The sequence below is a fragment of the Mucilaginibacter pocheonensis genome (assembly GCF_031456535.1).
Taxonomy (GTDB): domain Bacteria; phylum Bacteroidota; class Bacteroidia; order Sphingobacteriales; family Sphingobacteriaceae; genus Mucilaginibacter; species Mucilaginibacter pocheonensis.
The window spans coordinates 862767-875714 of the sequence record NZ_JAVDUU010000001.1; the positions used below are offsets into that span (position 1 = coordinate 862767).

Consider the following 12948-nt stretch of genomic DNA (forward strand, 5'->3'; position numbering starts at 1 on the left):
GTTAAAGAAGCAGGAAAAGGTGCGCATCAGGCAAAAAAAGATGTTACTGTCCCTGACAGGATATGAAAGCTATGAATGTAGATGACTGCACCAATGTAGACCAGGTGGGAACCTCTCAGAATGCCTTTATAGCAACAGCTGCAGGTAAGGTGAGCGGTATAGTAAGCTGCAGATAACGGCTGTAGTTAAATTTAAACTGAAATGTCAACCCTCGCGCCAATTCAAAAAGCAGGTTTACAAAATAAAGCCGATACCCAAAAAGCGTCGGCCATTGAGCAAGAAAACGAAAAGAATAAAAATCAGTCAAAAAAAGGGGCCCCGGGTTCTGGTAAATTATTTAAGCCTTTAGCCTCCCGCCCGGCAGATGCTCCCCCTCCCGGAGATAATAAAAAGCCTGTAATTGCATTTAATAGCATTCCGCTATTCAGCACATCAAATCTTCCCGTTCAAACTAAATTATCTATTAACACACCTGGCGATAAATTTGAGCAGGAAGCGGATGCTATGGCCGAACGCGTTTTGCAAATGGATGGTAAAAATAAAATTGTTTCAAAAGCAATTACCCCCATAACGCCTGTTGTACAGCGTAAATGTTCCCATTGCGAAGAAGAGGAAGAGAATAAGTCTATACAAAGAAAAGAAAGCACTCCCAACCATCCGCAGGTAAACAATAACGTGCATGGTTATTTGAATGCTCTTTCTAATTCCGGCACTTCACTGCCACAAGAGGCCAGGAGTTATTTTGAACCAAAATTTGGGTATGATTTTTCAAAAGTGCGCATCCATACAGATACTGCGGCCAACAGATCTGCGCAATCAATTAATGCGTTAGCTTACACATCGGCAAATAATATTGTATTTAATAGCAACCAGTATTCTACCCAAACTATTGAGGGTAAACGCTTATTGGGCCACGAACTAACCCATGTTATACAACAATCGGAGACGGTACAAACCGATGGTTTTGTGCAGCGTAAAGGCAAAACCGCCGGAGGTTTTTTTAGTAACCTGGGCAGGGCGTTCCTAAGCATTTTTGGTAATGAGCCCGACTTTAGCGATGATGTGCTTGATAAATATTTGGAGGAGATTAACTCCGGGGAAATTGAAGATGATTATGATAGTGACGATAAAGCACGAATAATTGTCAGGAAATGGAAAGCGAAAAAAATAAATCTTACCCAGCAAAATAAGCTGATGCTGATAAAGGAAATGCTTTCGGGTCCTACGCTTGGAGATGACGAAGCCGCAATACTCGAATTGCTTAAAGGTTCTCCGGATAACGAAATTGGATTTTTGTTAAGTATGATAGACCCCGCAGAGCTGCTCGATAAAATAAATGGAGATAACCACAAAGAATTAGAAACTATACTTGCTGACGTAGCTAAAAAGAAAATTCAGATCGGTCCCGAGCCGGTTAATATTGTTAAAGCCGAGCGAAAGGATCATGATACCCTTTTGGGGGATGGAACGCCCTTGAAGAAAGGAATAACTGTTGATGAATTCCATAACTATATAACCAAGCAAGCTGATTGGTTTTTAGAGCCTTCTTTATCTGAGGCTGATAAGGATCTGTTATGGAAAGTAGCCGATACACTTCACCAGGGCGATTATGTTAATACAGCGCTTGGGTTAATTTTGCTAACAGAACTGGGCGCTGCAATAGGTACACCAGATATGCCTTTCATCATGGCCTACGCCGCCGGGGCAGACCTCGCCGCGCAAACCATCCGTATTACAGCGCCACATAACAAGCTTGCCCGTATAATAGAGTTGGGTAAAGCCATGACAGATCTTAAAGCATTTGTACCAGGCCTTGTATTGCGGATATGTATTGACCAGGCACATTTTGAAAAATTGGTCGACGGGAAACTGATAGGCGATTTTAAAGATTACTACACCAAGTTTAAGCCCACAATTGAAAATCCAAAAGAGGCCGACCCGCTTGTTGCTTTACTAAAAGAGGGCTTGGCTGTTTATATCACCCTTACAGATTGGGTACATGACCTGCATGTGTTTACACCAAATACCCGAAAACGGTTGGTTAAAAACATTACAGATAAAACCCGTAAACGGCCGGTGCTGCTCATATTAATGAGCGGATTGGATTGGAATGGCGCGTTCCTACAGGCAGAAAATTTGGAAAAAGTTGTGCTGAATATTAAAAACCTGGCATTGCTTATACAGGGCGCTTCAGACCTTAAAGGTGAAATTGCTAAGCTTGATAAAGTAACCGACGATTATGGACAGATACTAAAAGGCGCTCCGAAACCTGTTCTGGGGCAGGTAGTAATTGCGGGGCATGGGCAGGACGATTCTGTTGAACAAATTACACCCGGAACAAACGCAAAAACATCAAACGATAAAACGGTAAGTTATGACCAAAAGGATTTGAAATTTGGTGAAACTGATGGCGACTCAGAGAAACTTATTGATGAGGCATTGCAAAGGATGGATCCCAACCAGGCCCGCATTGTTTTTGCCGGCTGTTTAGTGGGTTCGCACAATGTTAAATCTGGTGTTATAACCAGTACCAAGACTGCAGCGGCAGAAATTAATGCGGCCATTAAGGCCAATCCTAACCTCAGAGATAAAGTAAATGCAAGGATGGCCATGTTAAAAATAAAAGGCAGGGTAGAGGCTGCAAATGCATCCACCCAGTTCAATGCCTTTACACTCGACGCAAGCGGTAAAGCAAAACTTGGTTTTAGTGGTGATCCTGATATCGGCGGTACCAAAGATGAATATGTTAAAACAGGTATTGAACCTGAAGGTGCTTTACGTGCTGCCCTCGAAACCTGGGCCGATCCTAATTTTGGTCCAGACTGGACCACTAAGGCCATGAAAAAGCACGTAGCTAAGGTGAAAAACGACAAAAACTGGTACGTAACACTTACGCGTATGGCATTTGAATTAGCGTTGCCTGCCGTTGGCGACGTTGATCCACAAGTTATAAATGATCTGGCACACAGGGTATCGTACTGGCTATTTGTTGGTTGGGAAGAGATGGCTAATGTAGATTATTTGGCTGTAACTGTAAGAGGGGCCGAAGCGCCCAAACTTTTCCCGGTAATGCTGGCGTCAGATTTTAAAAGCTCGCCGCATTTACCTGTTGTAGTGCAGGAGGCGTGGATGCATATAGATGCCACACACGAGCCCAATTTTATGAGTGTGTTACAAGCCACAGCCCTAAAACGTTTAAAGTTGTCGGCATTCTTGTCGAAAGCTCTGTTAGGTCCGCACTTACTCAATTTATTAAAATTCACCCCTCCAGCTTTGCCAACTAAGGGCCAAATGCTGCTTGCGCTATCCATGGCTGTAAAAGAGGGGGCTTCAATGCCGGTAGAAGTTAAGGATATGCTAATTAAAGCCGCCGGTGGGGTTAAAACAACTAAATTCCCGGCCGCATTAAATGTAAAGTCATTATTAGATGGTGCAAGCGAGCTTTCGATATTACAAAATATAGGGCTGGCTCCGGGATCTGTGCAAACATCAGGGCCACCTGTGCTTAACGATGCTAATCTTGATACTGATAATGACAAGAAAAACGACATTTTAGTTGATGTTGATGCACACCGGGCCACGTTGAAATTTCCGGTAGTTGTGCAATCACATCCAAACTTTACACCTCAATCAAAGGTAATTGCCAAGCTGGCAAAAGGCGATGTGGTGAATGTTGTAGGTACCACCAACGGCTGGACGGTGGTAGATTTAAAAACCAAAGTTGGATATGTTTTAAACGGATTGTAGTAAATCACCAATTTTATGCAGGCCTTCCAAAAACTTAATAACGTACCGCAGCAAAATAACGCTGAACCGGATAGTGTATCCTTTGCAAAAAAGGAAGGCCAAAAGGCAAAATCCGGCGCTGTCTACAAAGGGGTTAAGCCGATAAATCTGTTATTGGAGTCAGGAAGTAACAATCTGCAAGGTCAAAATATGAGGTCAACCGTTCAGCCTATAACATTACAACGAAAATGCAGTTGCGGTGGCGAATGCCAGGATTGTAAAAAAGATAAGGAAGAAAAAGAAGCGATCAACATTTCTCTTCAAAAGAAAGGCAATGGTGCTCCGGTAACAGGGCAAAGTAATATTCCCCGCGTTGTTCATGATGTCATACAGTCATCAGGTTCGCCACTGGATGCAACTTCGCGGGCTTATATGGAGACCCGGCTCAAGCACAATTTCGGTAACGTAAAAATACATTCAGATAGCAGAGCAGCTTTGTCTGCGAAAGCAGTTCACGCGAGGGCCTATACAGTAGGTAATAACATTGTTTTTGCAAATGGCAAAGCAGATATCTCGTCAATTGAAGGCAGGCGTTTAATGGCACACGAGCTAACGCATGTTGTGCAGCAATCAAAAGGAGGGGCGCCTCCCGGGATCGATCAGAATCCTGACCTTGAACGTGACGCAAATGATGCCGCCAATAAAGTAGCAAACGGCGATACTGCTGCCAGGATCAAAGGTTCTTCCGGTACAGGAATCGCCCGTGATCCTGCACCTGGTGAAGTATATTATGAAGTTAAATTTCCGGATGGGGTAAAGCGGCTTACGGCTGCGGAATTTGAGGCTCAAAAAGCTGCAGCTATCAGACGGCTGCGTATTGATTTAAAGCTGGTTGCAGACCTGGCCGAGAACGGGAGAAACAGCCAGGTAGATATGCTTAAAGATTACCATGGCGGCGTTGAAAGTTTTACTGATATCTTAAAAAAGCCAAAGGCCTTGATAGGTATTGCTGCCGATATGAAAGCGGGTGTCACGCCGCCCTATATTGGTATGTGGGCACACGCAAAAAATGCATCTGCACAAGGAATGGCTGCGCTTGACCGGGGAGACCTTGCAACCGGAGCCAGGATGTTGCGATTGGCAGATAGCCAGTATCGCAGCTCTATGCAAGAGTGGAATCAATACCGGGAAGCAACAATAGGAGGCGCCGAGGGGGTAGCAAGCAACCTTGAAACAATAAGGGATGTATCATTTGCAATTGCTTTAGTTGCCGGTGCAGTAGTTGCCGCACCGGTGATAGCTGCCGGTGTAGGTACTTTAGGCGCAACCGGCGCGTTGGCTACAGGGCTCACCGCTGTTGGTACTGCTACAACCACCGGAGCTTTAGGTGTTGGATTGGGTGGTGGCTCGGCTGCTATTGCAAGTTATGCCAATACAGGCAAGGTTGATAAAAAAGCGGTTGCACATGATGCTGCAAAATTTGGCAAGCAGGGTTTTGTGACAGGCCTTACCGTGGGATTAGGAACTGCGGTTGGTGCTACAGGAAAAGCGGCACAGCTTGCCCAGCCATTAGTGCAGCAATCACTAAGAAGATGTTTGACAGAGGCAGGCATCAATGTAACAGGCGAATTAACAACAGCGGCGCTTGATAAACTGATTCCGGAAGAGAAAGACAACAAAGCGGGAGCCGAACAGGCACCAAAACCTAAGGTGCCCCCTGTAGTAAGTGCTGCCATTACCGGTTGTGTTAGCGGCGCATTAGGTGTGCCAATTGGTAAAATTGGTGATGCCGCTGTAAAAAAGGGCACCGAGGTAGCAGTTGGTGCAGGTGTGGGTTATGCTGGTGCCCGCTTGTCGGGTCAGGATAACACACAAGCACTGATAGCGGCTGCGCAGGCTACCGGTACACATTTGGCCGTAAGCGGTGCACAACAAAAGGGCCGCCCGCCTGCACCGGGTAAAAAGCCGGTTGCTACTGAACCAAACGCTACCTTGCCTAAAGCTGGCGCAGTAGCAGAAGATGCTTTGCCGGGTAAAGCAACAGCTGTAAAACCAAAAGCAACAGGGGAAGCTCCTAAACCCGCTGCACACGCCGAAGAAAAAATACCCGGACAAAAGAAAGTTACAGGGCTTGAAGATGTAGCGCCTGCTATAATGAAAGAAGATGCTGTTGCAAAACAACCGTTAGAGAACGGCCACGAAGTGGTTGTAACTAAGCAAGGAGTTGGTATATGCAGCCCTTCTCCATGCCCGGTTATTCATCTGGAATATGCAAAAGAACTGGCTGATAATCCAAAACTAAAAGGTTATAATGACAAGCTACAGGCGTTAAGGAAAACAAATCCTAAGGAAGCCGCTAAAGCCGCTAAATTACTTATAACGCTGTTGGAAGAACAACGTGCAGGTGCTATAGCGGTAGCCAAACCAACATCAAAAAAAGGCGGCCGCTTTGCTAATGATCCGGATTTAGCAAAAGGCATTGCCGACGAACAAAAGGTAGCCGGTGTAGACGTTCCTGAATCGGACAAAAGTTTAAGTGATCTTGACAATGTTAAATCCAGGCGCGCGAAAAAACAAGAAAAAGTGACGCATTCAGCGGATCTTGGTGTAGCGGAAGGAAAAATAAAGGCAGAAGAGCATGGTTTGACACACTTGTTTGATAACCCAAGAGGGATGGAACATAATGTGCCGGGTTTAGATTCAATTTATAAAGACAAAGCCGGGAATATAGTTATTGTAGAATTTAAAGGAGGTGGCGCAAAACGTTCCGAAGGACAAATGAGCAAGGAATGGATAAAACGGAAAATAGAATTTTTAGAGAAGCACCCTGATCTAAAAGATCTTTCATTAACTAAAGATCTTAGAAAGGCATTTGATAGCGGAAAGATCGCAGGCAGAACTTACTCAACCCCACTTGATCCCATCACAGGGCAGGTGCTTGACACGGTAGTGGAAGATCATGGGTTTTATTGATAACAATAATAATGGTTAGATAAAGCATTGTTTATGAAAGATTATAAGTTGTTCAATACACCGGATAAGGTCAGTTTGCCGGGTAAAACCACCGAAGATACACCTCGCTTGAAAAAAAATCTGACCCCATCGCCTATAAGGGTACAAAATAAGCTAATTGTTAACATGCCCGGTGATAAACACGAGCAGGAGGCTGATAGCATGGCTAATAAAGTTACTGGATCCGCAACTCATCCGAGCGGTCTTTCTACGGCAACTTCGCTGTCAGCATCAGAGAAAGAAGAAAGGGATGGTTCCAATAAATTAGTGAACGATGTTCTGCAATCTGGCGGGCGCCCTTTAAAAAATGATACAAAAGGTTTTATGGAGTCGCGCTTTGGTTATGATTTTAGTAATGTGCGGATACATGACGATAGTAAAGCCGCACAATCAGCCGAATCATTAAACGCTAAAGCATATACCCACGGAAGTAATATAGTTTTTAATAAAAATGTCGACTATAATTCTACCGGGGGGCAGCATTTGCTTGCTCACGAACTTAGTCACGTTGTACAGCAATCCGGATCAGGTGCTTCAAACAATATGATACAGCGCCAGCCGCTATCGCCTGATAAGGATGCCGCAATGCCATCGGTTGACCTGCGGGATTCAGCTTCCCCGTTACTGGCAAGTGCTTTGGGCTCGGCCGAAATAAACCGTTTTAAACTTGGTAGTGCAGAGATACCCAAAAATGGCATGGATACGTTACGCTATTCAGCTAAACAGATCTTGTATTTTCTGCAAAAATTCTCCTTGTCTTCAGTAACCATTAAAGGGCATACCGATAAAGTTGGCACAGATGAAAAAAATGTGTCGCTTGGGCAGGAGCGGGCTGATGCCGTAAAGGCTTTTTTATTACAAGAAGGCGTGCCCGAAGCTATTATGAGCACCGAAAGCAAAGGCGAAACTTCGCCGGTTGTTCCAACAAAAGATAATGTGCAGGAGCCCCGGAACAGGCGGGTGGAGGTGAGGTTCAGCGTGCAAAAAAATCCGATCTCATCTGGGATGGACCTGAAATTACGGCCGCTTGAAAGGGATATTATCTTTACTAAACCACCCGAAAAACCAAAGATAAACATTGGGGATATCACAGACCCTGGACCGGTAGGGCCGGTACGCGACCCGGATAGCACCGCCTTATGGAAAAAGATGGAAGATGCCCGTAAACAGGTGGAAGAATTTGATAAAAATAATCCACGAAAAAGCACCAGTGTAAGCGACTTTATTATTGATGGTGTAATGGACAAAGCCATTAAGCCGCTATTAAAGAAGCTGCCTTTATCAGATAAGATAAGGGAGAAGGCAGAAGAATTAATACGGGACGGCATAGAGGCCGGTACCGAAAAAGCAATTGATGTTGCTGTTGATAGCCTGCCTGACGGCTTAGATAAAGATGCTATAAAAAAGGCTGCCAAGGCCGCATTAAAACAAAAAACTAACTAACGTTACTGTTGCCCTGTTGTATGTGTAAAGTGCACATTTACATTGTTTTATTTAAAATATGGCTATTGATAGCTATTGTAATTGATACACTTGTTTTGGAAATTTATAAGACATAAACCACTGCAGATACCAGGAACTCATATCTATCAATCTTAATACTTAAACCGTAATAATATGTTTGGATCAAACATGCTTGAGGTGGCTATTGGGGTCATCTTTGTATTTATACTGGTTAGTATAATTTGTACAGCAGTTCGCGAGGGGATAGAAAGTTGGCTAAAAACCAGGGCGGCCTATCTTGAACATGGTATAAGGCAATTGCTTGCAGATAATGCGGGGACAGGCCTGGCAAAAAACCTTTACAACCACCCGCTTGTTTTTGGATTATTTACCGAAGGGTATAAACCTGGCAAAACAAGTGGCCCACCCGCATTATTTGCCAAGGGCGGTAACCTGCCTTCCTATATCCCATCAAAAAACTTTGCTTTAGCGATAATGGATATAGCCGCGCGCGGCCCATTGACCAATGATGTGAATAGTGATCCAAATACACCGGTAATATCGCTTGATATTTTGAGGCAAAATGTGGCAAACCTGGGCAGCCCAACTGTACAAAGGCTTTTAATAAATGCTATTGATTCGGCTCAGGGCGATCTGAATAAGGCACAGGCAAACATCGAAGACTGGTATAACAGTGGTATGGACAGGGTATCCGGCTGGTACAAACGCTCTACACAGATCATTATTTTCTCTGTAGCGTTATTGATATCTATCGGGCTAAATGTTAACACGCTAACCATAGCAGATTATCTTACAAAAAATGAAACTGCCCGCGAAATGCTTGTTAAAAAAGCGGAGGCCATAAACAAACAAGGGCTGCCTGATACCCAAACCTATGACAGTGCTAAGGCCGAATTAAATAGCCTGGGCTTGCCAATAGGCTGGGCGCAATTAAACAGCAATGCCGATGCTAACTCATTAGTAGGTATTTTCTTTGGAGGAATAATCGGTTGGTTATTAACAGCACTCGCAGCTTCATTAGGCGCGCCATTTTGGTTTGATACCCTAAATAAAGTAATGGTTATCCGTTCAACAGTTAAGCCGCACGAAAAAAGCCTGGAAGAAGCTTCTGAAGACAGACAAGCGCCCGTAAATAAAGTACAAGTTGCGACACCTGATACTACGACTCCGGTAGTTACTACACCGGTAGTTGCATTTCCGGCTATTCAGCCGGCAGTTGTTGCCACCCCAACAATATCGCAGGGGCAGCAGCCCAGTGTTGCAGATGATGATACTGAAGTTGATGGATGTGATGTAGAGGCTACAGATAAAACTAACGACGAAGATTTACCACCAACGCGGGGAGGCGTTGTATAATATGCCAAAATCATTAATATGGCTACCCACTGTATTGGAGGAAGCCGGTTTAAAAGTATCACTTTGCCCGGGTTGGGAAGATAGGGGCCACGGTGACGTTGGCCGTATATTTGGTGTAATATGCCACCATACCGCAACACCCGGCAAGCATGGAAATATGCCAACGTTAAACACACTGATTAAAGGACGATCTGATCTGCCGGGGCCGTTATCACAGCTTGGGCTTGGCCGCGATGGTACTTATTATATTATTGCCGCAGGCAAATGTTTCCATGCCGGGCAGGGCATTTGGAATGGCGTAGTAAATGGCAATACAAATTTTATTGGCATTGAAGCCGAAAATACCGGTGGCGCTGATGATTTTCCGTGGCCCGAGATACAGCTTGATGCATATCACCGTGGGGTAGCTGCCATACTTAAACATGTTGGCCAAAGCCACGAATGGTGTGCAGGGCATAAAGAATATGCCTTACCCCAAGGCCGTAAAAGCGATCCGGTGTTTGATATGGTTGGGTTTAGGATATCTGTAAGAGATATATTGAATGGCAATGCGCCCCCGCCAAGGGTAATTCCAGCTGCCGAACCCGCACAAAATGGTAAAGCCGGCCGCGCCACAATTCGCCGGGGGGGTAATAATGATACTGGGCTTGTGAAGCAGATACAACAAAAGCTACGTTTAGAGCAAGACGGTAATTTTGGGCCAAAAACAGAAGCCGCAGTGCGCAACTTTCAATCAAAGAACGGCTTGGTGCCAGATGGTATAGTTGGCCCAAAATCATGGCTGATATTGGACAAAATATAATAGTTAATAATATATAGATCAGTTAAAATGCCGGGCTTATGACCCAGCATTTTTACTTTATAATATTTTTGATTGAGTTTACTATCAGGATATAAGCCCAAATCCTATAGTGTTATTTATTGCATCTTTCACTACATCTAAAGCTGCATTAATTGCCTGTTCTGCAGCTACAATACCAACAACCTCTACAGATAGTAAAGCTATTCTAGCGGTATTTTTATGCATACTTAATAATAATGCCGCCTGCTCTTTAGTTATAGTACCTTTAAGGGACATCTCTTCTATATCTATTAAACTTTGGGCCAATGTTTTTATAGATGATGTAGCCAGGCTTTCAACCGCAGGCCATTTATCGGCTAACTGCGATTTAGCGGCATCAAGCATATCGCCTAATATTTTTGAGAAATCAATTGTACTCATGTCGATAAGTTTTAAAGGTTAAATTAAACAGACTCTCGTTTAAGCGCATTTTGTGCAGTAAGCATGGCCTGCAACGATGTTTCCATTAACGTTTTTGTGGTTTCAATAAGCCGTTTGTCGGTGAACCCTGTTTTATGCAGCGCTTCCAGATCGTGTATGTTTTTGTTGAGCAGCACAACCATTTCAGTGATTTTAGAATACTTAGGCAGTGCCATTGTACGGATCTTGAGGTTTTCTACCTGTCCGTATAAATTAATATAAGTATCTCTGAATTTTTCGTACTTGTTTTCTGCCGGCTGATTATCATCAACGTTTTTTTCGAGTTTAACCAGCAGGGTAGATACTTCTGTCGAGATCTGTTGAATACTCTGATCAACATTTTGGTCATATGCGCCTATCAGCACAACATGGCAAGCGGTGAATAGTATGGGGGTAAGTAGACCCAAGAGCCAATACCTGGCTTTTGTTAGTTGCAAATACATGATACATGGGTTTATGTTAAACAAATATATTTATTGATAGCTCATATCTTGTGCGATAGTACACACTTAATATTAAGTTAAAAATACTTTTAACGACAATTAGGCTTATGGTACACTAAATTGATATTATATCCAGAAGTAAAAAATAGCTACTGGTGGTCATTTATATGCTTTTTAAATAAGGGCTTAAGCGTTAAACTGAGCTATTATTTGCAAAGATCTGCGCCGTGTAAATAGCTATAAGTAGTCATTGATGTTTTATCGTATTTAATCTAAATTTAAATATTTAACTTCTAAGTAAGGCGTGAAATGCTTTGAATTTTACGGTTTCCGCTAACCCAATATTATACATTAAACTTTATCATATGGCATACAAAATTCTTTCTCTTGACGGTGGTGGTTCATGGGCTGTGATACAGGCCAGGGTACTCAAAGATATATATGGCGATATACACGGACACGAACTTTTGAGGAGTTTTGATATGGCGATAGCTAATTCTGGCGGCAGCTTGGTGTTAGCTTGTTTGTGCAACAATATGCTGCTTAGCGAGATCATCTCGGTTTTTGAGGACGAAAGCAAACGCAAGCAAGTATTTTCAAAGCTGAATTTTTGGGAAAAGCTTAGTCTGCGAAATATTGCAAGTTTAACAAGTGTGCTTGGCCCTAAGTATAGTGCAAAAAGAAAAATGGAGGGCTTAAGAACTGTTTTTACAAAGTATGATTCATTGATAAAAGAGGGTAAAGCTACAAAGTCGATTGTTGACACCCCAATGCATGAATTACCTGCAATTATTGGCAAACCTGATTTGCAGATCATCGTAGTAGGGTTTGATTATTTTAAACAAAGGGCAAGCTTTTTCCGATCAAATACAAAAAGCCACACCGACGTTTTTAATAATGGAAAATATTACCAGATCACGCTTGGCCATGCTATACACTCATCAAGCAACGCGCCGGTAAATTATTTTGATTCTCCGGCCGAGGCAAATGTAAGCCTATTAGGTGGCAACGATTCCCGCAAGGCATGGTATTGGGATGGTGCGGTATCCGGCTTTAACAACCCCATTTTAGCAGGGGTTATAGAAGCCATGACAAATAACAATGGCATCCCATTAAGCGATTACAATATATTATCGTTAGGTACGGGCACGGGCGGCAGGGCAGTAATACCCGATTACCAAAATTCAACTGACCCGCGCATAGCATCCATTTATCAAAAAAATAAAGATAATAAGCTTGCTATGGCAAACAGCCGCACCTCGTTTATATCTGATATCCAAAAAATGTCTACAAGTATCTTGGGCGACCCACCAGATTCGGCAACATTCATTGCTTATTCCATTATTGATCCATCGCTAAGTAATAAGGCCTGCATTGTTCGCATAAACCCCTGCATTAAACCGGTACTAAATCCGGATAGTTTAATATTTGAGATACCAAAAGCCTACGCAAACAACCCCGACGATTTTGTTAAAGTGATGGACCTGGATATGGATGCTGTTGCTAACGACGAGGTAAGTTTAATTACGCAATTATGCAGCAAATTTATTGTGAGCAGCGATCCATGCTTGCCTAACCAATTTATAAGGGGCGATGGAAGTGGTATCCACCTGGGCTATGGCACTTATCGCGAAGCAAAAGCCAGATGGCTAAGTGCCACAGCTGTGCAGCCTTAAATAAACCAAT

The 12948-nt window shown here is 43.4% G+C and carries 8 protein-coding genes; 6 read left to right on the top strand and 2 right to left on the bottom strand.

Annotated elements, in window-relative coordinates; genetic code table 11:
• Positions 1-201 precede the first annotated feature (201 nt).
• The 5 genes from J2W55_RS03605 (at position 202) to J2W55_RS03625 (ending at position 10360) form a co-directional block, all read left to right on the top strand.
• Entirely contained in the window at positions 202-3747 is a 3546-nt protein-coding gene (locus J2W55_RS03605; protein WP_310092070.1) for an eCIS core domain-containing protein, read from the top strand.
• Between the two features lie 15 nt (positions 3748-3762).
• On the top strand, positions 3763-6699 hold the full coding sequence (locus tag J2W55_RS03610) for an eCIS core domain-containing protein (RefSeq protein ID WP_310092072.1): 2937 nt from the start codon (positions 3763-3765) through the stop codon (positions 6697-6699).
• Between the two features lie 33 nt (positions 6700-6732).
• Positions 6733-8181 (top strand): eCIS core domain-containing protein, encoded by a 1449-nt coding sequence (locus tag J2W55_RS03615; RefSeq protein ID WP_310092075.1) that lies wholly within the window; start codon positions 6733-6735, stop codon positions 8179-8181.
• A 174-nt stretch (positions 8182-8355) separates the two neighbouring features.
• A complete protein-coding gene (locus J2W55_RS03620; RefSeq protein WP_310092076.1) occupies positions 8356-9558 on the top strand; it encodes a hypothetical protein in 1203 nt (400 codons plus the stop codon).
• A 1-nt stretch (position 9559) separates the two neighbouring features.
• A complete protein-coding gene (locus J2W55_RS03625; protein ID WP_310092079.1) occupies positions 9560-10360 on the top strand; it encodes a peptidoglycan recognition protein family protein in 801 nt (266 codons plus the stop codon).
• 84 nt (positions 10361-10444) lie between these two features.
• Here J2W55_RS03625 and J2W55_RS03630 read toward each other — a convergent pair whose 3' ends face one another.
• Together J2W55_RS03630 and J2W55_RS03635 are read right to left on the bottom strand one after the other, a co-directional pair.
• Positions 10445-10780, bottom strand: coding sequence for a hypothetical protein (locus tag J2W55_RS03630; RefSeq protein WP_310092081.1), 336 nt, complete (start codon positions 10778-10780; stop codon positions 10445-10447).
• 23 nt (positions 10781-10803) lie between these two features.
• Positions 10804-11262, bottom strand: coding sequence for a hypothetical protein (locus tag J2W55_RS03635; protein ID WP_310092082.1), 459 nt, complete (start codon positions 11260-11262; stop codon positions 10804-10806).
• Between the two features lie 365 nt (positions 11263-11627).
• On the opposite strand from J2W55_RS03635, the gene J2W55_RS03640 reads away from it, so the two are divergent.
• On the top strand, positions 11628-12938 hold the full coding sequence (locus J2W55_RS03640) for a patatin-like phospholipase family protein (protein ID WP_310092084.1): 1311 nt from the start codon (positions 11628-11630) through the stop codon (positions 12936-12938).
• Positions 12939-12948 lie beyond the last annotated feature (10 nt).

What these genes read in the sequence shown, in the direction of transcription:
- J2W55_RS03605 (WP_310092070.1), top strand. Translation starts at nt 202, where the DNA reads ATGTCAACCCTCGCGCCAATTCAAAAAGCAGGTTTACAAAATAAAGCC.
- J2W55_RS03610 (WP_310092072.1), top strand. Translation starts at nt 3,763, where the DNA reads ATGCAGGCCTTCCAAAAACTTAATAACGTACCGCAGCAAAATAACGCT.
- J2W55_RS03615 (WP_310092075.1), top strand. Translation starts at nt 6,733, where the DNA reads ATGAAAGATTATAAGTTGTTCAATACACCGGATAAGGTCAGTTTGCCG.
- J2W55_RS03620 (WP_310092076.1), top strand. Translation starts at nt 8,356, where the DNA reads ATGTTTGGATCAAACATGCTTGAGGTGGCTATTGGGGTCATCTTTGTA.
- J2W55_RS03625 (WP_310092079.1), top strand. Translation starts at nt 9,560, where the DNA reads ATGCCAAAATCATTAATATGGCTACCCACTGTATTGGAGGAAGCCGGT.
- J2W55_RS03630 (WP_310092081.1), bottom strand. Translation starts at nt 10,780, where the DNA reads ATGAGTACAATTGATTTCTCAAAAATATTAGGCGATATGCTTGATGCC.
- J2W55_RS03635 (WP_310092082.1), bottom strand. Translation starts at nt 11,262, where the DNA reads ATGTATTTGCAACTAACAAAAGCCAGGTATTGGCTCTTGGGTCTACTT.
- J2W55_RS03640 (WP_310092084.1), top strand. Translation starts at nt 11,628, where the DNA reads ATGGCATACAAAATTCTTTCTCTTGACGGTGGTGGTTCATGGGCTGTG.